Origin of the sequence: Solobacterium moorei (assembly GCF_036323475.1) — a bacterium.
In the GTDB taxonomy this organism is placed as follows: Bacteria; Bacillota_I; Bacilli_A; order Erysipelotrichales; family Erysipelotrichaceae; genus Bulleidia; species Bulleidia moorei.
Genome location: NZ_AP028934.1, coordinates 1 through 22,344, shown reverse-complemented (window position 1 = coordinate 22,344; position 22,344 = coordinate 1). Strand labels below are relative to the sequence as shown.

At 35.9% G+C, this 22,344-nt stretch carries 20 protein-coding genes, 1 other RNA gene and 1 other annotated feature; of the genes, 2 read left to right on the top strand and 19 right to left on the bottom strand.

Annotation, left to right across the window (positions count from 1 at the left end):
* Positions 1-3: 3 nt before the first annotated feature.
* The 13 genes from noc to RGT18_RS00045 form a co-directional block, all read right to left on the bottom strand.
* Entirely contained in the window at positions 4-813 is an 810-nt protein-coding gene (gene noc / locus RGT18_RS00105; RefSeq protein ID WP_028077393.1) for a nucleoid occlusion protein, read from the bottom strand.
* A gap of 11 nt (positions 814-824) precedes the next feature.
* The gene (gene rsmG / locus RGT18_RS00100; RefSeq protein ID WP_028077392.1) at positions 825-1,523 is read right to left on the bottom strand and encodes a 16S rRNA (guanine(527)-N(7))-methyltransferase RsmG; all 699 of its coding nucleotides are present in this window, start codon (positions 1,521-1,523) and stop codon (positions 825-827) included.
* Positions 1,524-1,687: 164 nt separating this feature from the next.
* Entirely contained in the window at positions 1,688-2,323 is a 636-nt protein-coding gene (locus RGT18_RS00095) for a hypothetical protein (protein WP_028077391.1), read from the bottom strand.
* Between the two features lie 3 nt (positions 2,324-2,326).
* Complete coding sequence (gene mnmG, locus RGT18_RS00090; RefSeq protein ID WP_028077390.1) at positions 2,327-4,201, bottom strand: tRNA uridine-5-carboxymethylaminomethyl(34) synthesis enzyme MnmG; 1,875 nt, start codon at positions 4,199-4,201, stop codon at positions 2,327-2,329.
* Positions 4,194-5,090, bottom strand: a complete 897-nt coding sequence (locus RGT18_RS00085; RefSeq protein ID WP_051240880.1) for a hypothetical protein — start codon at positions 5,088-5,090, stop codon at positions 4,194-4,196. Before RGT18_RS00085 ends, mnmG begins: the two co-directional genes overlap by 8 nt.
* Before the next feature lie 24 nt (positions 5,091-5,114).
* Positions 5,115-6,782 carry a formate--tetrahydrofolate ligase gene (locus tag RGT18_RS00080; protein WP_028077389.1) on the bottom strand — a complete coding sequence of 556 codons (1,668 nt, stop codon included), beginning with the start codon at positions 6,780-6,782 and terminating at the stop codon, positions 5,115-5,117.
* Positions 6,783-6,797: 15 nt separating this feature from the next.
* Complete coding sequence (gene recR / locus RGT18_RS00075; RefSeq protein ID WP_006525272.1) at positions 6,798-7,394, bottom strand: recombination mediator RecR; 597 nt, start codon at positions 7,392-7,394, stop codon at positions 6,798-6,800.
* 3 nt (positions 7,395-7,397) lie between these two features.
* A complete protein-coding gene (locus RGT18_RS00070) occupies positions 7,398-7,703 on the bottom strand; it encodes a YbaB/EbfC family nucleoid-associated protein (protein ID WP_028077388.1) in 306 nt (101 codons plus the stop codon).
* 3 nt (positions 7,704-7,706) lie between these two features.
* Entirely contained in the window at positions 7,707-9,425 is a 1,719-nt protein-coding gene (gene dnaX / locus RGT18_RS00065) for a DNA polymerase III subunit gamma/tau (RefSeq protein WP_051240879.1), read from the bottom strand.
* A 56-nt stretch (positions 9,426-9,481) separates the two neighbouring features.
* Positions 9,482-9,955: a nucleoside deaminase gene (locus RGT18_RS00060; RefSeq protein ID WP_456317463.1), complete on the bottom strand. Its 474-nt coding sequence runs from the start codon at positions 9,953-9,955 to the stop codon at positions 9,482-9,484.
* An 18-nt stretch (positions 9,956-9,973) separates the two neighbouring features.
* Positions 9,974-10,071, bottom strand: an RNA gene (ffs, locus tag RGT18_RS00055) — signal recognition particle sRNA small type.
* Between the two features lie 74 nt (positions 10,072-10,145).
* A complete protein-coding gene (gene serS / locus RGT18_RS00050) occupies positions 10,146-11,447 on the bottom strand; it encodes a serine--tRNA ligase (protein WP_028077387.1) in 1,302 nt (433 codons plus the stop codon).
* A 39-nt stretch (positions 11,448-11,486) separates the two neighbouring features.
* Positions 11,487-11,691: a binding site (T-box leader), on the bottom strand.
* A 48-nt stretch (positions 11,692-11,739) separates the two neighbouring features.
* Positions 11,740-12,243 carry a transposase gene (locus tag RGT18_RS00045; RefSeq protein WP_338174606.1) on the bottom strand — a complete coding sequence of 168 codons (504 nt, stop codon included), beginning with the start codon at positions 12,241-12,243 and terminating at the stop codon, positions 11,740-11,742.
* Between the two features lie 88 nt (positions 12,244-12,331).
* Here RGT18_RS00045 and RGT18_RS00040 point away from each other — a divergent pair, with 88 nt between their 5' ends.
* On the top strand, positions 12,332-12,769 hold the full coding sequence (locus tag RGT18_RS00040) for a hypothetical protein (protein ID WP_051241058.1): 438 nt from the start codon (positions 12,332-12,334) through the stop codon (positions 12,767-12,769).
* Between the two features lie 91 nt (positions 12,770-12,860).
* On the opposite strand, the gene gyrA is transcribed toward RGT18_RS00040, so the two are convergent.
* From gyrA to yaaA, 4 genes are all read right to left on the bottom strand, one after another.
* The gene (gyrA, locus tag RGT18_RS00035; RefSeq protein WP_081659574.1) at positions 12,861-15,443 is read right to left on the bottom strand and encodes a DNA gyrase subunit A; all 2,583 of its coding nucleotides are present in this window, start codon (positions 15,441-15,443) and stop codon (positions 12,861-12,863) included.
* An 18-nt stretch (positions 15,444-15,461) separates the two neighbouring features.
* Positions 15,462-17,390, bottom strand: coding sequence for a DNA topoisomerase (ATP-hydrolyzing) subunit B (gene gyrB / locus RGT18_RS00030; protein WP_028078759.1), 1,929 nt, complete (start codon positions 17,388-17,390; stop codon positions 15,462-15,464).
* A gap of 65 nt (positions 17,391-17,455) precedes the next feature.
* On the bottom strand, positions 17,456-18,547 hold the full coding sequence (gene recF / locus RGT18_RS00025) for a DNA replication/repair protein RecF (RefSeq protein ID WP_028078760.1): 1,092 nt from the start codon (positions 18,545-18,547) through the stop codon (positions 17,456-17,458).
* Positions 18,547-18,747 (bottom strand): S4 domain-containing protein YaaA, encoded by a 201-nt coding sequence (gene yaaA, locus RGT18_RS00020; protein WP_028078761.1) that lies wholly within the window; start codon positions 18,745-18,747, stop codon positions 18,547-18,549. Before yaaA ends, recF begins: the two co-directional genes overlap by 1 nt.
* 176 nt (positions 18,748-18,923) lie before the next feature.
* Between yaaA and RGT18_RS00015 the strand changes: the two genes are divergently transcribed.
* On the top strand, positions 18,924-19,475 hold the full coding sequence (locus tag RGT18_RS00015; protein WP_338176454.1) for a transposase: 552 nt from the start codon (positions 18,924-18,926) through the stop codon (positions 19,473-19,475).
* A 124-nt stretch (positions 19,476-19,599) separates the two neighbouring features.
* Here the strand turns inward: RGT18_RS00015 and dnaN are convergent, their stop codons facing one another.
* Entirely contained in the window at positions 19,600-20,721 is a 1,122-nt protein-coding gene (dnaN, locus tag RGT18_RS00010; protein WP_028078752.1) for a DNA polymerase III subunit beta, read from the bottom strand.
* 149 nt (positions 20,722-20,870) lie between these two features.
* The gene (gene dnaA / locus RGT18_RS00005; RefSeq protein WP_028078753.1) at positions 20,871-22,244 is read right to left on the bottom strand and encodes a chromosomal replication initiator protein DnaA; all 1,374 of its coding nucleotides are present in this window, start codon (positions 22,242-22,244) and stop codon (positions 20,871-20,873) included.
* Between the last annotated feature and the right edge of the window lie 100 nt (positions 22,245-22,344).

Here is a 22,344-nt window from a genome sequence, read left to right as displayed (position 1 = left end):
CCCTTATGAATTCTTCGGGAAACGGATGATCATGCATACTTCTTGCGGTCTGTCTTCCGTTTCTACTTTTGCTTGGATACCCATTTTATTAATCAATTTAATACTCTGATTAATTGTATTTACCGCAATCTGTGTACTTCTAGAGAAACCCTTTGTCTTTTGATGTTTATGTTTCTTCTTAGGAATATCATCTAGACTTGCGATATAGTCTTCTGTTTGTCTTACATTAAATTCAGCTGCGACGATATGATGGAATACTTCTTTCTGTTTATCACTAGGTACAGTTAATAATGCACGTGCGTGACGTTCTGTAATTTTTGTTTCCATAACCGCACCCTGAATCTCAATTGGTAAATTTAATAAGCGAATCTTATTGGCTACTGCGGATTGTGACTTACCTACCTTTTGGGCAACCTGTTCTTGGGTTAAGCCCGATTGTCGCATGATTTGTAAGTAGCTCTTCGCTTCTTCAATTGCAGTTAAGTTTTCACGTTGGATATTTTCCACCAGTGCCATCTGTGCTGCTTGGTTTTCATTTGGAGACATGATATAACATGGCACTTCTTTAAAACCAATCATCTTACATGCACGGAATCTTCTTTCTCCTGTGATAATTTCGTATATATCATCAATCTTTCGAACTGTAATTGGTTGAATCAAGCCGTTCTCCTTTATTGATAGTGCTAATTCACGTAAAGCTTCTTCATCAAACACCAATCTTGGTTGATATCTTGATGGTACAATTTTCTCCATTGGGATATCTACGATGCGATTGGTATCTTTTCGATCAAATATACTTAAAATACTTGGCATATAACCCTCCCTTATAAAGGCTTCTTTTTTATTTGCCCGTAATTGCGTGGATATTGTTGCGGCGTATGACTTACTTTTCGGTAATATAAGTTCACTCGCATATCTCCTGTATATAAAGATATATCCTGTGTTTCTTCTAGCTCTACGCCAAGCATCTTGGTCGCATGTGCTGCTTCTTTCGCTTCCACATTGCCTTGCATACCTTTCATCGCTAGGAATAATCCATTCACTTTAACGAGTGGAATGCATAATTCGGATAAGACACGTAAGTTTGCGACTGCTCTAGCAGTAACCACATCGTACTGTTCACGGTCTGTTTTGACCTGTTCTTCTGCACGCGTATTATAAACATGGATGTTTTCTAAATGCAGCCGATTCATTACTTCTTGTAAGAATGTGCACCGTTTTCCTGTTGGTTCAATGAGTGACACATCTAATTCTGGTTTGACAATTTTCCAAACCAGTCCTGGAAACCCCGCTCCAGTTCCAACATCTGCTATTTTTCCAAAGATCTTGCCTTTCCCTAATGGCAAGATGGAATCGTAGAAATGTTTCTCTAATATTTCACCATGTTCTGTGATGGCTGTGAGATTCATTTTCTCGTTCCACTCAACCAAAAGCTGGGCGTATTGTTCAAGTTGTTTTACTTGTGTTTCTGACAATGAAATTTGTAGCTCTGCTGTTTTTTCTATGAGTTCTTGTATTGTCATAATCTCTGTGTGACCTATTCTATCACCATCACGTCCCCTGTGAAAGATGAAAATATGTTGATAACTTTTTTATCCACAATTGTGGAGAATTTTTATTTGCACAATCTGTGGTCTCTTTATCTTATTTGTGGATAAAATAGTTTTCCACAAATTGTAAATAAGCTTTATTTTAAGTCGCTATTTACAATGAATGATGCGTTAGGTAATGTCTCTATCCAGTCGCAGAATGCACGCCATTCTGGTAAACGGTGTGTCTTGCGCTGTGCGTAAATTGTCTTTAGCTGACGGTAGTTTGTTGTCATACGTGCTGTAATTCTAAAACCTGCTGGATTGGAATACAGAATCTCAAGATACTTCATCTTAGCTTCTTCATTTAACTCTGTCACATCTTCTCCAGCTGATTTCTTATCGGAAATCTCTTGTGTTAATTCGTTATAGGAATTAACTTTTTCTTTCATGATTTCGATAATACGTGGGTCTGTATAGGAGATATACACCTCATCTAGGTTAAACTTAGTGATACGGTGCATTGTGGATTGTGAACTGATAAAGTCTAGGAAGTGATATCGTTCCGCTTCCACCCATGCCTTGTTTGTAAATGTGAGGTCGAACTGCACGATAATTCCATTTAAGAAGTTATCATGTCCACTGCCCGGCTTAGCATTCGCAAGTGCGTGTGTTCGTGGAACAATTGTTCCGTCTACTTTTTTTAAATCAACAGCCATTGGATATTTTGAACCCATGACCGCAGATTCCATTCCATAGACATTTACATTTGATACTACGTCTGTGTATTTCATTTCTTATCTTCCCTTTCCTTGTTTGATAGCTATCGCAAGTACTGCGATATCGGCTGGGTTCACACCTGAAATTCTGGATGCTTGTCCCATCGTAGCTGGTTTATACTTCATTAGCTTTTGTCTACCTTCAATCGATAGATTATCAACTTCATCATAATTAAAATTGACTCCAAGCTTGATACTGTCCATCTCCTTTAGCTTATTGGCCTCTCGTTTTGCCTTTTCGATATAGCCTGCATATTTTAGTTCGATATCGCATTGGTTTGCGATTTCTTCATCAGCTTCTTCACCAATCGTAGCAAGAAGCTCCTTTGTTGTAACGTTTGGACGTCTTACTAAGTCAATACCATTAATACCAATATGTGCATCACTTTCATATCCAAGTGATGTTAGGTATGCATGTACTTTTTCTTCATCTTGTACAAATGTTGTTTCCGATAGATGTTGTTCTAACTTTTTGATGTTTTCCATCTTTGCTAGATACGCATCATATCTTTCTTGACTGACAAGCCCAACCTGACGTCCATATTCAATCAATCTTTGATCAGCGTTATCATGTCTTAACAACAATCTAAACTCTGCACGAGATGTTAATAAACGATATGGCTCTAATGTGCCTTTGGTTGTTAAATCATCAACTAATACACCGATATACGCTTCGTTCCTTGCTAGAATGAGTGGTTCTTTCCCATCCAGCTTCATACATGCGTTAATACCTGCAAGTAAACCCTGTCCAGCAGCTTCCTCATAACCAGATGTTCCGTTTACTTGACCTGCCGTAAATAGATTTTCGATAATCTTGGATTCAAGGCTTGGCTTCATTTGAATTGGATCGATTGCATCGTATTCAATTGCGTATGCATATTTCTTGATAATTGCGTTTTCAAAGCCAGGAAGCGAATGTACCATCTTCTCCTGTATATCTCTTGGAAGAGATGTGGAGAATCCCTGTAGGTAGATTGTATCTAACTCTAATGATTCTGGTTCTAAGAATAATAGATGTCTTGGTTTATCTTGGAAACGTACTAGCTTATCTTCAATGGATGGACAATAACGAGGTCCTACTCCCTTTACAACACCAGAGTACATACTGGATTTATTGAGGTTTTCCAAAATATATTCATGTGTTTCTGGGGTTGTATATGTCATATGACAAGATACTTGCTTGTCATATGGTAATACATCTTCTCTTGTGGTTAATTCTGAGAAATGTAAAAAACCTTCTGTGCCTGGTTCTAGTTTTGTTTTACTAAAATCAATTGAAGAACGTAGAATTCTTGGTGGTGTTCCTGTCTTTAATCGGAAGGTTCTTAAACCCAACTCTCGTAAAAACTCTGATAAGTCTCCTGTCGTAGGCTCAAGATCTGGACCACCCGGTGTAACTTCGGATGAAATCATATTTACACCTGCCATGTATGTGCCTGTTGTTACAATCACAATTTTGGCATTTAGGACTGTTCCATCTTTTAATGTAACACCTGTGACTTTGTTGTTGGTTACGTTTAGCTTACTTGCCATTCCTTCAATGACAGTGAGGTTTTCTTGTTTCAAACAGACATCTTGCATCATTTTTTTATATGCAAGCTTATCCGACTGTACACGAAGTGCACGTACACCCGGGCCCTTTGCCCCATTTAACATTTTGAATTGAAGTGCTGTCTTATCTGCAGTAATCGCCATTTGGCCACCTAAAGCGTCAATTTCTCGTACTACAATTCCTTTTGCTGGTCCACCTACCGATGGATTACATGGCATCTTACCAATATTTTCTATCTTCAATGTGAGAAGACATGTATTCTTTTTTAATCGTGCAGCAGCCAGTGCAGCTTCAATACCCGCATGGCCACCACCGATGACGATAATATCAAAATCACTCATTGTTTATTTCTTCCACCATTTCCTTTAATTCGTCAGGTATATTTGGGGAAAGTATTTCAAATCTGATTTTGCCTTCCAAACCCTGATGCTTGGCCAACAAACGATACATCGTTAGCCGTCCTATATATTCGCGAATCTTTTGAGGTTGTTCCTTAACTTGTGATACGAATGGAATCGCAATTTGTATCTCATTTCCATTCATATATATGCACTCTGTATTACTGCCACGAATTAACTCCCAGCCAGATTCTTTCACTTTTTGTTTTGCGTATCGTTCAAGTGTACGTTGTTGTCTTTCATTTCCACGATCTTGCCCAATCTCTTGAGAGATGACCGCTAGATAGTGCTTTGTGGCATCTTCTTTAAAGATTTCTTCTGGGGTGATATTTGGATTTGCGCTCCAGAGGTCGATGCCATGTTTTTGTGCTTGTTGTAAAATCTTGGCAGTTATCTTTGGACTATCTTTATCTAGATAGCAATAACTTTCAAGATTGTTTTGTATAGAAATACCTACATCTTCTGGATAAATAGGTGACAAGAAGAACACAACATTTGTCAGATATAAACAGTTCATCTGCGGTGGTATATTTCCACGAGATGCTTTTTCTATCGCTGCGTAGAGTCCATCTTGTGTGTCATATCCAGTGGAATCACCATAACGATTCCACATCTGCTTAAGTGAAAGATTTATTTCAGAATCATAATGTGCATAGCCAATCAAAGCTTTCTTACGTCCATGATTTGGTCTTGCGAAGAAGAATAGTAAATCTCCTTTGTGGAAATCTGTAAACTTCTTATTGGATAATCGCCAAAATAGTATCGATTGATTTCGGCATAAGCGATGATATGCAAGCATCTTTTCATCTGTTACATATGCAATAGATCCCATTATGATTCCTCCTTTCTATCTCACTTAGAACAATCCGTAGATCTCTCCATTTTCATCAATACCCATATTTACTGCTGCAGGTACCTTTGGAAGTCCTGGCATTGTGAGTACATTGCCTGTATAAACAACTACGAATCCTGCACCAGCAGATACTGAGATGTCTGTAATATGTGTCACAAATTTTTCTGGTCTTCCTTTCAGGGTAGGATCATCACTCAGCGATAATGGTGTCTTCGCCATACATACTGGTAACTTGTCCCATCCATGTTTAATAAAGTCCTGAATCTTTGTCTTTGTAAGTTCACTAAATTCTACATGAGGTGAACCATAAACTGTTTCACAAATCTTTGTAATCTTTGTTTCAATGGAGGCTTCCACATCATAGATTGGTTGATACTTGCATGCATGGTCTGTAATCTCTACAACTTTATCTGCTAGATCTAACATACCATCGCTACCTTTTGCCCACCCATCAGCTTCCGCAACTGGATAGTTATTTCTTTGACACCATGCAAGTAGTGCATCCACTTCTTCTTTACTATCTTTTGCGAATTTATTGATGGCAACAATAAATGGAAGCTTGAAGCTTTGCACTGTTTCAATATGTTTTTGTAAGTTCTTCGCACCTGCAAGCATAGCCTCAATATTTGGTTGATCAAGACTTTCTTGTTCAATACCACCATGCATCTTGAGGGCACGAATCGTTGCGACTACTACAACTGCAGAAGGTTCTAGTTCTGCTAAGCGGCACTTAATATCTAAGAATTTTTCAGCACCTAAATCTGCACCGAAGCCCGCTTCAGTCACAACGTAATCGGCTAACTTAAGTGCCATCTTAGTAGCGATAACCGAGTTGCATCCATGCGCAATATTTGCGAACGGTCCACCATGTATGAATGTTGGAGTATGTTCCAAAGTTTGTACTAAGTTTGGATTGATAGCCTCCTTCATAACAACCGTGGCAGCACCAGCAGCTTGAATATCATCTACAGTTACTGGTTGATCATCATATGTATACGCAACTACCGCTCTGCCAATTCTCTTTTCAAAATCTTGTAGGTCTTTTGAAAGACATAAGATAGCCATCACTTCAGAGGCTACTGTAATGACAAAGTGATCTTCTCTTTCAACTCCATTTGATTTCTTCTTCTGTGCAATCGTAATGTCACGTAATGTACGATCATTCATATCTAAGCAACGCTTCCAAGTAACTCTTGCCGGATTGATATTGAGTGGATTGCCTTGGAAGATTGAATTGTCTAAGAGTGCTGCTATTAAGTTATTGGCTGTTGTGATTGCATGCATATCACCTGTGAAGTGTAGATTGATAGATTCCATTGGAACTACCTGTGCATATCCTCCACCTGTTGCACCACCCTTTAAACCAAATACCGGTCCTAATGATGGTTCACGTAAACACGCCATCACATTCTTGCCAACTTTGGATAATCCATCTGCTAATCCAATCGTCGTTGTGGACTTTCCTTCACCTGCTTTTGTTGGGTTGATTGCAGTTACTAATACCAGTTTCCCATCTGGTTTATCTGCTAGTGTTTCCATGAGTTTGATGTTTACTTTAGCTTTTTCTTTGCCATACATTTCCAAGTACTCTTCTGGAATTCCTGCTTTGTGCGCAATTTTATCAATTGGCTCTAGGATAGCTGCTTGTGCAATCTTTAAATCTATGTTCATAGAAACACCTCTTTTCTATTTCATCCTGCGACGATCCGCTAATGCGTGTGCAAGTGTCATTTCATCTGCATAATCTAACATTCCTCCTGATGGAAGACCGTGTGCAATTCGAGTTACTAACACATGTGGGTAACGTGATGTAATGAGTTTATCTAAATACATCGCTGTTGTTTCACCATCAATCGTGATGTTTGTGCCTAAAATCACTTCTTCTGCCTCAGGTAGTCTTGCAAGTAATGACTCAATGTTCAAGTCATTTGGCATAATTCCTTTACTCGAGGAAATCAAACCATTCAATACGTGGTATGTACCACGATATTCTGCTGTCTTTTCCATTGCGATAACATCTTTAGGAGACTGTACGACGAAGATTTGTTTTTGATTACGACTGTCATCACGACAGATTTCGCACTCCTCTTTCTCCGAAAGATTTCCACATATCCTACAATGGGTTATCTTTTCATGAACGTCATTAATTGCCTGAGCGAATTCTTTGGCTTCTTGAAGGTTCATTTCCATGATAGAAAACGCGTATCTTTCCGCTGTCTTTTCACCTACTCCTGGCAAGAATTTCAAACGTTCAATCAGTTCGGTTAAACTTTTTGGGTACATTCTTTACATCCCCGGAAGATTTAATCCACTTGTGGCTGAGCCAAGCTTGCTTTCTCTATCTTGGAACGCCTTCTCTACTGCTTCATTTACAGCAATTAAAATTAAGTCTTGCAACATTTCTTTATTGTCTACTGACATGAGATCATCTGCGATTTCCACAGACTGTACTTCATTTCTTCCGTTTACAACTACCTTTACGCCATTTCCACCAGCTTTACCTTCATATTCGGTGGCGTTTAGTTCTTCTTCGATTTTGCCGAGATTATCTTGCATCTGGCGAGCTTGTTCCATTAATTTCTGAATATCCATTTTCTATTCCTCTATTTCTAATATTTCAGGGTTAAACATTGCTTTTACTTTATCTTCTGCTGATACTTCTTGTGGCTTTTCAATTGTGTATCGAACAATTGATTTTGGCTGTGGCAAATTACCTAATTTTTTCAATTCGATAAATTTAAGAGTTGCATCTTTCATTGTGTCATTTGTAGCGATATACAACATCTTATCAATACCTAAAGTTTCTCTTACAAATTGATATAACTCTTGGTTCATCTTCGGTTCATTCATTCGATTTGCGAGTACTTTAGAATCTGTAACTAATACAACACAATCTGGCCCACTCGCAACAATCCTTGTCTCTTCTAGTAGTGCTGTATACTTCTTGCTTTCCATATCAAATAAGCTATGAATCTTGTTGAACTTCTCATCATCTTTGTATTTAATTGCTTTTTGGCATTGCACAAGAAGCGTTAAGATCTCATCAATCGATAATTCATTTGAGCTTGTAGAAACTATTGTCTTTACTGGTTTTGATAGTTTTTGTTCTTCCTTAATTACCTGTGGTTGTTCTACTGGCTTTTCTGGTTCTTTAAGCTCTACTGTAGGAACAACATATCCACCTTCTTTTTGTTGAGCAGCAACTTCAACGCGCTTTTCAACTACTAGTGTTTCTGCAATCGGTTGTATTATTAGACCCAAACAAATTACTTCAAAACAGCTTGCGGAAGAGGTCGCAATTCTAAACTTATCTTTAGAATCAAACAGCTTTTCAATTATATGCATGCATGTTTGCTGTGATAAGGTTCCTGATAGTTTTTCAGCCTGTTCTTTTGATATTAGTTTTAATAATTTATCTTTCTTCGTAGAATGATAAATTACTACATCCTTTAAAATATCAATCATTCCATCCGTAAACTTTTGGAAGTCGATACCTTGGTGTTCATATTTCTTAATTCTTGTTAAGATATCTTCTAAGTTACCTGCATGAATTGAATGAATTAAGTTTATCTTTTCTTCAACAGATGCTAGTCCATAGATATGATCTACTTCTTCTGCTGTAATGTGATCGCTTGTATAGGATGCACATTGGTCCATAATACTTAGCGCATCACGCATACCACCATCACATAACACTGCAATATTCTCTGCCGCTTCTTCATCTAAGTAGATATTCTCTTTCTTAGCGATATCTAATAGATGATCCTTGATTTGATCTTTACGTAATTTTGTAAAATCAAAGCGCTGGCATCTTGAAATGATGGTTGGGAGTAACTTTTGTGGGTCTGTTGTGGCTAGTACAAAGATAACATTTTCTGGTGGCTCTTCTAATGTCTTCAGTAATGCACTGGATGCAGCACTAGATAACTGATGAACCTCGTCAACAATATAAACTTTGTGATGTCCTTGCATAGGTGCAAGCTTACTGCGATCAATTAAATCACGGATATCTTCCACGTGAGTTTCGTTCGCGGCGTTAATCTCAATTATATCTGGATGTGTCCCATTATTTGCGGCTATACAATTATCGCATTCTTCACATGGAGCCTTCTCTGGATGTTCGCAGTTTACTGCTTTTGCAAGAAGTCTTGCCATTGTGGTTTTCCCTGTACCTCTTGGACCACAAAAAAGGTATGCGTGGCCTACTTTATGTTCACGCACTGCATTCTTAATTGATTGAACTATATACTCTTGTCCTACTACTTCTTCGAAGTTTGCAGAACGATATTTTTGATATAACGCTTGCTTTGACATTACTTTTCTCCCAGTATATTCATTATAACAAAATTCCTACATTCACATGTAGGAATTCACTGTATATTGGCTTTATTTTTCTGTTTTTTCTCTTTTATGATTTCTCGTTTTTTACGGAAGTAATTTGTAAGTATTTCACTACACTCTTTTTGTAGGATATTTCCGACTATATTTGGATAATGATTGAGTCGATTTATCTTCTTTAAGTCAATTACTGTCTCTAAGCAACCACCTTTTGGGTCTTGAGTACCATAATATACTGTTCTGATACGAGAAAGGTTGATAATTCCTGTACACATCATACATGGTTCTAGCGTTACATATAAGTCGCAATCATTTAGACACCAGTTTCCTTTTACTTCTGCTGCTTTCTGGATTGCCATCATTTCTGCATGTGCATATGCTTGATTTAGTTGTTCTTTGAGATTATGTCCACGTGAAATAACTTCTCCATCGCATACTATGACACATCCAACAGGCACTTCATCGATTTCTTCTGCTTTTCTAGCTTCTTCTAGAGCTAGTTCCATATATTCTTCGTGTGTTTTCATAAAATAAAAGTGGCACACGCGATACAGGGACATCTATGGCTGCTGCCTTCCGGCCCTGACCAGGTTCAATGTATATATGCTGCGCCATGTATGATTATAGCAAATTTATCGTACTTGTCCAAGAGTGTATTTTAAAAGAATTGTTTCACGTGAAACAATCCTTCGTGTTTTAGAAACTCTTCTTCTTTGTTGGAGGAACAATCTTTTCCTGTCCACCCATATATGGTCTGAGTGGTTCTGGAATGTTGAGTGATCCATCTTCATTTAAGTTATTTTCAACAAATGCGATTAACATACGAGGTGGAGCTACTACTGTGTTATTTAGTGTATGTGCAAAATAATTGCCTTTTTCACCCTTGATGCGAATTCCAAGTCTTCTAGCCTGTGCATCACCTAAGTTAGAGCAGCTTCCAACTTCAAAATATTTCTTCTGACGCGGAGACCAAGCTTCAACATCACAACTCTTTACCTTAAGATCCGCTAAGTCACCAGAGCAGCATTCCAATGTTCTTACAGGAATATCTAAGGAGCGGAAGAAATCTACACTATTCTGCCATAACTTATCATACCAATCCTTTGATTCTTCCGGTTTACATACTACAACCATTTCTTGTTTTTCAAATTGGTGTACACGATAGAGACCTCTTTCTTCAATTCCATGTGCACCAACTTCCTTACGGAAACATGGGCTATATGAAGTTAAAGCATATGGTAAATCTTCTTCTTTTAAGATCTGTCCCATAAAACGCCCAATCATAGAGTGTTCTGATGTACCAATGAGATATAGATCTTCACCCTCAATTTTATACATCATATTTTGCATTTCCGCAAAGCTCATAACACCTGTTACAACACTACTATGAATCATGAATGGAGGAATGAAATATGTAAATCCTCGATTGATCATAAAGTCTCTAGCGTAAGATAAGATAGATGAATGTAATCGAGCAATATCACCTTGTAAGTAATAGAAACCATTGCCTGATGTTCTACCTGCACTATCAATATCAATACCTGCAAGCTTTTCTAAAATATCTGTGTGATATGGAATTTCAAATGAAGGAACGAATGGTTCTCCGTATTTTTGAATTTCTACATTTTCAGAATCATCTTTTCCAATAGGAACGGAAGAATCGATGATATTTGGAATCACCATCATTCTATTTTTAATTTCTTCCGCAAGCTTAGCTTCTTTAACCTCTAAACTTTCCAACTCCGCATCCATATCCTTTACAGATTGTTTTGCTTGTTCTGCAGCTTCGATATTCTTATCTCTCATATAGAGACCAATTTGCTTGGAAATCTTATTTCTTTCTCCACGAAGATTATCTCCACGTGTTTTCGCTGCACGATACTCTGTATCCATGCTTTGTACTTCATCAACGAGTCCCAACTTTTCATCTTGAAACTTCTTCTTGATATTTTCTTTTACAAGTTCTGGATTCTCTCTAATTAGATTAATGTCTATCATAATTTACCTCTTCTCTAAAAATAAAAAAGCATCATCCATCAAAGGGACGATGTCAACGCGGTGCCACCCTTTTTGTTAAATTGTTTCACGTGAAACAATTTAACCACTTCATTAGCGATAACGGGACAACCGGAAAGTATTAGTTTCACTCAAGAGTGGATTCATACATCACAATGGCAACTCACATCACCCGTTACCTTTCTGAAAATGCTTTTGTACTACTATTCTCTATCAACGTATTTATAAAATAATCTAACAGTAAACAAAAATGGCCTATGGAAATGCGATGAAATCAAGTATTTCTCTTATATGTTCCGTTGAATAATATCAAATGTCGTAAAATTCTATCCATCTTTGGCCACAGTTCTACTGCACCTTTTACTCTAAACAGATATACAAACCAATTTAAATAGGATTGTAGATTAGTCATTCTCATCCCAATGAAGCGATAGATATACCTTTTTAACCACGAGCACATATTGTTTATCAATGCCATGTTCTCTAGATATTCTTTGTCGTGTGTATTGGCTTTATAGAATTCTTCTTTCAAATCTAATTCTTTTATCAGCTTGTCATGTGCTCTTTCGCCATCATGTACTAGTGTTGATCCGGAAGCGATATGATTCTTTAGTGCTTCAAAGATACGTGAAGCAGATGGCTTTCCATGACCACAAATAGCAGCGTATGTATTTTTGTGACAATCGATTGCCACAACGATACAGAGTTGGCTCTTAGATAATCCTCTCTTCTTGTCTAGGCCATTTTTGTTTACTGTTAGATAAAATAATTTAATCATTTTGACATAAATTTGTCAATGTAGCAAAACAGTGATATATTTATGATGATTGAATAACTCAGTTGTTTTAATAATAAGGAGAATAGGTATGGCAAAAAAGTCGCAGTACAAACAAAAGTTAGAGTATAACAACAACTACAACAGAAACAACTACCGCTCATTCTCAGTCCGCTTTAATAATAAAGTTGAGAAAACAGTTATCGCTTGGCTTGAAGCTAAAGAATCTGTAAAGGGTTACTTATGTGATCTAATTATTGCAGATATGGAAAAGAATGCAAAAAAGACTGCCTCAAAGAAAACAACTAAGAAGGCAACAGTAAAGACTGAAAAGAAATCTGCCAAAAAAACTACTCCGGCTAAGAAAGTCGCAAAACCAGTAGCTAAAAAGACAGTTACTAAGCCTGCTGCAAAGAAAGTTACTAAGAAGACAGTCACAAAACCAGTAGCTACAAAGAAAGCACCAAAAAAGGCAACAGTAACAAAGAAAGCTGCTAAACCAGCAAAGAAGACTACAAAGAAAAAGTAATCTTAAATTAAAACTTCTGCATTTCGCTACGGAAGTTTTTTATTTGTTCAAACTAAAAAAGGCAGAGTGATTTATTCACCCTGTCCTATTTTTATTCTTCTGAATCAGAATCTGTTCCATCTTCCTCATTGTTATCAATGCTATCTTCTTCACCATCCGGTGTTTCTTCAAATACACCTTCATCTAATACTTCATTATGAGAGATATCTACAACTTCAGAATCTTCCTCTGGTTCAAGGATTGCTACAGATGACACAATATCATCCTTCACATTAATAACCTTCACACCTTGCGCAGAGCGGCTATATACAGATACCTGTTTTAGAGAAATGCGGATTACAATACCACCAGCCGTCATAATCATGCAGTCTTCATCGCCTCTTACAGCGCGCATACATACAAGCTTACCTGACTTCTGTGTAACATTAACCGTCTTGACGCCACGTGCACCACGGCGTGTCATACGATAATCAGCTAAAGATGACTTCTTACCAAATCCATTTTCTGTAATTGTTAAGATATATTCACCTTCAAGATTTGTTGCTAGACCGATAACGTATCCACCATCAACGTTAAAGCCCTTCACACCACGTGCTGTACGTCCAAGTGGACGAACTGTGTTTTCAAGGAAACGAACGGCCTTACCATTTGAACCTGCAATGATAATTTCCGCATTACCATCTGTACTTCTTACAAATGCAAGTTCATCATCTTCGTTTAACTTAATCGCAATTTTACCGTTCTTATTAATGTTTTCATATTCATCAAAAGTAGTACGTTTGATAATACCTTGCTTTGTAACAAAGAATAAGAACTTTGAATCATGGTCTTGACTATATGGTACAAGAGCACGAATATTCTCTGTCTTCTCCATACTGATTAGGTTGATTGCAGGAATACCCTTACTTGTTCTGCTGAATTCAGGAACGTTATATCCTTTGATACGATATACCTTACCTTTATCTGTAAATACTAATAAGTGGTCATGTGTAGACATACTGATAAACTGATCAATAATATCATCCTTATGGAGTTCCATACCCTTGATGCCCTTACCACCACGGTTTTGTACATGATATGTATCTGTTGTTAAACGCTTAATATATCCATTTGAAGATAACGTAATAATAATGTTTTCAACAGGGATCAAGTCTTCATCTTCTACATCAGCGATTGCATCAATAATCTCACTACGACGTGGATCATTGAACTTCGCCTTCACTTCACTTAATTCATCACGAATAATCTGTAATACTCTTGCATGGTTAGAAAGAATATCTTGGAAATCCGCAATCTTAATCAATAGATCTTGGTATTCATTTTCAATCTTTTCACGTTCAAGACCAGTTAGTCTTCTAAACTGCATATCTAAGATTGCCTTTGCTTGAATTTCATCTAATCCAAAGCCTTCCATCAAACGTGGCATCGCTTCATTAGGATCACGAGAATCACGAATTGTATGAATAATCGCATCAAGATTATCAACCGCAATACGTAAACCTTCTAAGATATGTGCACGATCTTGTGCTTTCTTTAAATCAAACTGCGTACGACGTACAATAACTTCATCCTGGAATGCGATATATCCCTTTAGAAGGTCAATCATACTAGCTTGGCGAGGAACACCATTGAATAATACAACATTGTTTACACCAAAGTTTGATTGAAGAGGTGTAGAGCGATATAGCTGATTTAACATAACATCTGGTTGGATGTCCTTACGTAGTTCAATCACAACACGAATACCATCCATATTGGATTCATCACGTAAGTCAGTAATACCTTCAATAACCTTATCTCTAACTAGAGTAGCGATTCTCTCTACTAAACTAGCTTTATTTACCATATAAGGTAGTTCATATACTACGATACGAGATTTGCCATTTGGCATTTCTTCAATCTTTGTTTTTGCACGCATAATAACCGATCCACGACCAGTTTCAAACGCTTGACGGATTCCCGATCTACCTAAGATATATGCACCAGTAGGGAAGTCAGGTCCCTTCATGTAATTCATTAGTTCAGTCGCTGTAATTTCTGGGTTATCCATGACCGCAAAAATTCCATCGATTGTTTCTCCTAAGTTATGAGGGGCAACATTGGTTGCCATACCAACCGCAATACCAGAAGAACCGTTTACGATTAAGTTTGGATAACGTGATGGTAAAACTGTAGGTTCTTTTTCTTGACCATCATAATTATCAATCATATCTACTGTATCTTTTTCAAGATCACGTAACATTTCTACCGCAATCTTAGACATACGTGCTTCGGTATAACGCATCGCAGCTGGATCATCACCATCCATCGAACCAAAATTACCATGTCCATCAACTAATACAGTTCTCATATTCCATGGTTGTGCTAAATAAACTAACGCACCATAGATAGAAGAGTCACCGTGTGGGTGATATTTACCCATCGTATCACCGACAATACGTGCACTCTTACGATATGCCTTGTCAGGTCCGATGTTCATCTCATGCATGGAGTAAAGAATTCTTCTCTGTACAGGCTTTAAGCCATCACGCACATCTGGTAATGCACGTGATACAATAACTGACATCGAATACTCCAAGAAGTCACGACGAATTTCTTTTGTTAATTCTGTTTCTGTAATGTGTCCAGGATCAAAATTACTTTCGTCAAATTCCATAAAATCATCTAAAGCCATTGTAATTTATCTCCTTTCTTAGAAATCCAAGTTTTCCGCAAAGTGCGCGTTTTCAACAATAAAGTTCTTACGTGGTTCAACCTCTTCACCCATCAACATTGTAAAGTTATAGTCTGCTGCTTCCGCATCACCTACTGCAACTCGAATCAATGTACGATTCTTAGGATCCATTGTTGTTTCCCACAACTGTTCAGGATTCATTTCACCTAATCCCTTATAACGTTGAATACTGAGACGATCGCCTAGTTCACGTTTTACTTCTTCTAACTGATTATCTGTATATGCATAACGCACTGTCTGACCCTTTTGAACCTTATAGAGTGGTGGTTGTGCAATATAGATATAACCCTGTTCCAATAATGGCCGTAAATAACGATAGAAGAATGTTAATAGCAATGTACGAATATGTGCACCATCGACATCGGCATCGGTCATAATAACAATCTTGTGATAACGTAATTTTTCAAGATCAATTTCATCACTAACACCACAACCAAAGGCAGTAATCATTGAACGAATTTCCGCATTTTCATAAATACGAGACTGTCTAGCCTTTTCTACATTTAGAATCTTACCTCTTAACGGTAGAATTGCCTGAAAGTGTGAATCTCTTCCTTGTTTTGCGGAACCGCCGGCTGACTGTCCCTCGACGATATAAATTTCACAGATAGACGCATCCTTAGATGAGCAATCTGCTAGCTTACCAGGAAGTGGACTTACTTCTAAAGCACTCTTTCTTCTTGTTAATTCACGTGCCTTCTTAGCTGCCATACGTGCTTGTGAAGCTAAAGCAACCTTTTCTAAGATAACCTTTGCCTCATCTGGATTTTCCATCAGATAACGCTCTAATTGTGTACCAAAGATATCTGAAACAATCTTACGTACTTCAGAGTTACCTAATTTTGTCTTTGTCTGTCCTTCATATTGAGGATCTGGATGTTTAACGCTGATAACAGCTGTTAAACCTTCACGACAGTCATCCGTTGTTAGATTATCATCCTTCTCCTTTAAGAAACCTGTATCACGTGCATACTTATTAATGACACGATTTAACGCAAGACGAAATCCTTCTTCATGTGTTCCACCTTCAGCTGTATTGATATTGTTACAAAAAGTATAAATATTAGGATTATAACCATCATTATACTGACAAGCTACTTCTACCTGAATATTACTTTCATAACCTTCACTGTAAATAATTTCATGATTTACAACATCACGATTACGATTTAAGAATTCAGTATATTGTTTCAAACCACCATCAAACTTAAATACATAATGACGCTTGGCTTCATCTTCTTCGCGTAAGTCATTAAACTTTAAACAAATACTCTTATTTAAGAAAGCTAGCTGACGTAAACGGTCACGTAAAATATCATGTTCATATGCAACTGTCTCCGTAAAGATTGTTGGATCAGCTTTAAAGCGAACTGTCGAACCATGTTTATCTGCAGGACATGTTCCCTTTTCTACAAGAGTTCCTACTGGATGCCCACCATTTTCAAAACGAATATAGTATTCTTTTCCATCATGGAAAACAGTTACTTCTAACCAACTACTTAACGCATTTACAACAGATGCACCTACACCATGTAAACCACCGGACACTTTATAAGCTCCTCCACCGAATTTACCACCAGCGTGTAAGACAGTAAAAATGGTTTCAATTGTAGATTTACCTGTTTTTTCATGAATACCCGTAGGCATACCACGACCATCATCTTCAACTGTAATAATGTTGTCTTTATCAACAGTTACAGTAACCGTTGATGCATATCCAGCCATAGCTTCATCAATACCATTATCAACTATTTCCCAAACAAGGTGATGTAAACCCTTTGAAGAAGTTGAAGCGATATACATACCTGGTCTTTTACGTACAGCTTCTAGGCCATCTAAGACCTGAATATCAGAGTCGTTATAAGTGTGGGTAACTTTCATATCCATCTCTTGTCCTAATACAAGTTCACTATTTTCAGATACTTCAGTTACCTGCTCTAATTTATCGCTCATTACTTACCTCCTGTAAGTGGAAAAATCTTTCCACCTTCTATACGAAATTCCGTCATATCTGCATGTTTCAAAAAATCAGGAATTTCCGTCGTCGTGATAATGCATTGAAAATCACGCTGTACCATCTGTAATAATTTCTTTTGGCGACTATAATCTAATTCACTTAATACATCATCCAAAAGTAAAATTGGTTGTTTCTTCGTCATTAACTTAATGTAATTTAGTAAAGCTAATTTAAATGACAACATAACCATTCTCTTTTGACCTTGACTTGCAAAGTAAATCAGATTTTGATCATCCATCTTAAATATCAAGTCATCTAAATGAATACCAACTTTTGTAATATGATATTCCATATCCTTCTGACGTGATTCTCTATGAATTTCTAAAATCTTTTCTTCTAGTTCTTCTGTATCCTCAACAAAAGTTTTATACGCAATTTCAAGCTTGATTTGACTACCAGATAATTCCTGATAAATCTTAGAAATTACAGATTGAATTACTTCTATAAACTTTCTTCTTTCACGGATAATATGTGCTTCCACCTTAGACATTTGTTCATCTAGAATATCTAGATAATTGAAATCAATTTTGTCACTCTTTAACAAAGCATTTCTATCTTTTAAATACATTTGAAATTGATTTAACGATAATAAATATTTCGTAGAAACTTTTGTAATTTCCTGATTCATGACGCGTCTTCTCTCTTTTGGTTGATCACTGAAAATTCTAAGATCATCCGGAGAAAATAAGACAACATTCAATAAACCGATGAATTCACTACTTTTTTTAAGTGGTCTTTTATGAATCATCAGAGTTTTTCCATTTGGATGAATAATAACTTCAATATCTTTTTCATCTGTATCCACAAATTTACAATCAATTCCAGCAAACATCTCATCATTGCGAATCAATTTCTTATCATCAACGATACGATGTGATCGAGTTAGTGAAAGATAAACTAAACTCTCTAATAGATTTGTCTTCCCTTGGGCATTTGCGCCTGTAATTAGATTGATACTTGGATTAAACTCTATATATGCACTCTCATAGTTTCTAAAATTTCTTAATTGAATATTTTTGATATACATTAGAAAACCACATAAGTCTTTCCTTCAATTTTTACTTTGTCGCCTGGATAGAGTTTTCTACCTCTACGATTCTCTTTTTCACCATTCACAACAATATCCATTTCCTTAATTCTTAGCTTTGCTTCACCACCAGTGGAGACGATGCCAGAGAGTTTCATAAATTGCTGTAAAGTAATGTATTCTGTTGTGATTTTTTCCATCGTAAACTCCTTCATAAAAACCTTAAAAAAAACCAAAATAATTATATCATAAAAAACACAAAAAATCCTTTATACAAAGGCATTTATGAACATTATTTATATCAAAAAATTAATCCTAAAATTATTACATTTTTTGATAAAAAAACTATGAAATCTATACAACTTTTTCGCTATAGATTTATACAAAGCCTCTGAATTATTTTACTCAATCTAAATGCCAATACTTCTTTATATTTTATTTTCTAACAGTAAACAAAAATGGCCTAGACAAGAAGAGAGGATTATCTAAGAGCCAACTCTGTATCGTTGTGGCAATCGATTGTCACAAAAATACATACGCTGCTATTTGTGGTCATGGAAAGCCATCTGCTTCACGTATCTTTGAAGCACTAAAGAATCATATCGCTTCCGGATCAACACTAGTACATGATGGCGAAAGAGCACATGACAAGCTGATAAAAGAATTAGATTTGAAAGAAGAATTCTATAAAGCCAATACACACGACAAAGAATATCTAGAGAACATGGCATTGATAAACAATATGTGCTCGTGGTTAAAAAGGTATATCTATCGCTTCATTGGGATGAGAATGACTAATCTACAATCCTATTTAAATTGGTTTGTATATCTGTTTAGAGTAAAAGGTGCAGTAGAACTGTGGCCAAAGATGGATAGAATTTTACGACATTTGATATTATTCAACGGAACATATAAGAGAAATACTTGATTTCATCGCATTTCCATAGGCCATTTTTGTTTACTGTTAGATTTTATTTTAAATTAAATTATAAAAATCCCAAGAGAATATCATGATTGAAATGATTTCTCTTGGTTTAAAATACTATATTTAATTAGTTATAAGTTCTAACTGGAAGAACAAGTTGTAAGATAGTAGGATCTTCTTCACTACTGAGAATAAATGGTCTCATTTCTCCTACAAATTCAATCTTTAATTTATCTCCTCTAATTGATCTAGCAGCTTCCATGACATAATTACCTGAGAAACTGATATCTAAAGGTTCACCAGTGAATGTACCAACTAATGTTTCATGGGATTCACCAATTTCCTGGCTCTTATTTGTTAATACAATCTCATCAGTAGAACATTGTAGACGGTTAATCGTCATATTATCTGTCTTAATAAATGTTGTACGGTCAATTGCGTGAATTAAATCACTACGATTAATTTCTAATGTATATTTGAATTCTTTTGGAATTAAGCGATCTGTTTCTGGATATCCACCATCTAATAATCTTGTTTGTAAAATCATATCTTCATTTACAAATTGTGCTTTCTTATCATTCAAGTAGATTTGAATTTCTCCAGAATCATCACCAATCATTGTAGACTTTACTTCATTTAAAGACTTAGAAGGAATTGTTACATTAAAGTTATCAGAACTTGTAAATGGAATTGTCTTCTTCGCTAGACGATAAGAGTCAGTGGCTGTACAGCATAAAGTATTATCAGAAAGATGGAAGTTAACACCTGTTAATACAGGTTTTGTTTCTTTGATGGAAGTCGCAAATGTTGTTTGTTCAATAATATCTGACATAACACTAGAAGAAATTACAACAGAGTTTGCAGGTTTAGAAAAATCAATTGTTGGATAATCATGTGGATTCATACCATTGATTTTAAATACAGCTGAATTACCTGAGAACTTTGTAAGTGATCCATCAATAATCTCAACATGAATTTCTTCGCTATCAATCTTGCGTACGATTTCTAGTAAGTATTTAGATTCAATTAAGATATATCCTTCTTCTAAGATATTTAATTTATTCTTATCGTCTGCTGTGATAGTGTGCTGAATAGAAATATCCGCATCACTACCAGTCACGACCATAGAGTTATCTTTAACATCAATCTTTAATCCTCTTAAAGATGTCTGTGGAGAATTTGGTGAGATAGCTCTAGATACTAACTGTAATGTGTTATAAAACTCTGTTTTAGAAATTGTTAAATTCATATTTTTTTCTCCCGTGTATTTAAAGTATTTTAAGTATTTATTCTTATTAAGTATGTGGATAATGTGGAAAACTCTTAGAAAGCCTTTATTTACTATACTATTCTATCATTGTAGCCTGTTATTTTACAGTGGATAAAATTGTGAATAACTTAAGCTTTCAAGTAATCTTCAATTTCTTTTACTGCTGCGGACATTGCTTTATCTTTGGAAATTTGTGATTCAACTTTAGTACATGCACTAATGATTGTAGAGTGATCTCTACCACCAAACTCTTCGCCAATCTTAATATAAGAAATATCAAGTAATTTACGACATAAATAGATAGAAATATGTCGGGCATTCGCAATATTCTTTGTACGTGTTTTTGAAGTAACTTGTTGTCTTGTTAAGCCATAATAATCTGCAACAACTTTAATAATCTTCTTTGGGGATAAGCCAGTTTTATCAGATACAACTGACTGATTCTTTAATGCATTCATAATCGTATCAAAACGAATACATCCTCCATCTGGTTGGAATTGAATTGCATAGAATAATACACGATTCCAAGCACCTTCTAGATCTCTAACATTTCCTGAGAAGTTAGACGCAATATAATTTAATCCATCTTGATCAACATCTTCAATGGAATAACTACTAGTTTTAATCTTCATTTGAAGAATTGCTAGAGATGTTTCAGATTCAGGAGAATCAATACCAACAGATAAACCGCTGGAGAAACGACTAATCAAGCGATCTTCAAGACCTTTAATTTCCTTTGGCAAACGATCAGAAGCAATACAAATTTGCTTACGATTATTCACTAATTCGTTATAAATTGTGAAGAATACCTCATGTGATTTTTCTTTACCAGCTAAGAATTGAATATCATCCACAAGTAATAAATCAACAGAGTACATATATTGCTTAAATTCATCAATTTTATTATTACGAATTGCATTTACAACTGTTTCAACAAACTTTAGAGATTCCGTATAATAAACCTTCTTTGTAGGATTTTCTTTTAATACATAATTAGCAATGGACATTAACAAATGTGTTTTTCCTAAACCTGAATTACCATAGATAAATAAAGGGTTAAAGAACTTACCAGGGCTCATTGCACAAGCTAATGCGGCAGCGTGACTCTCTCGATTACAGTCACCAACAACAAAATTATCAAAATTACGATCTTTTTGAATAGGTAGCGAAACGAAATCACTTGTATCAATCTTAGATATTGGTGCTGTCACTACTTTATGAATTGATAATTCATCTTTCAAATGTACTTCTACGATGAAATTGTGATCTACATTTAAAATATCGATAAAAGAAGCTTCAATTTCTTTATTCTGACTTTGTATAATTTGTTTATGAATAACAGATGGTGCCACAATAATTACTTTTTCATCTGTGATTGCATATAAAAAACATGGTCTAAAAAAATTCTCAATTATAACTCCATCAACAAGTTGGTTATCATTCAAATATTGAAGGAGATTGTCCCATACTTCCTTCAAATATTGTTCATTCCTTTGCTCCATAAAAATCCCCTTTATTAATACGCATTACTATTTTATGACTCTATTAAGGATAAATCTATAGTTAAAATGTTGATAATTTTTTTATCCACAACATAATAAT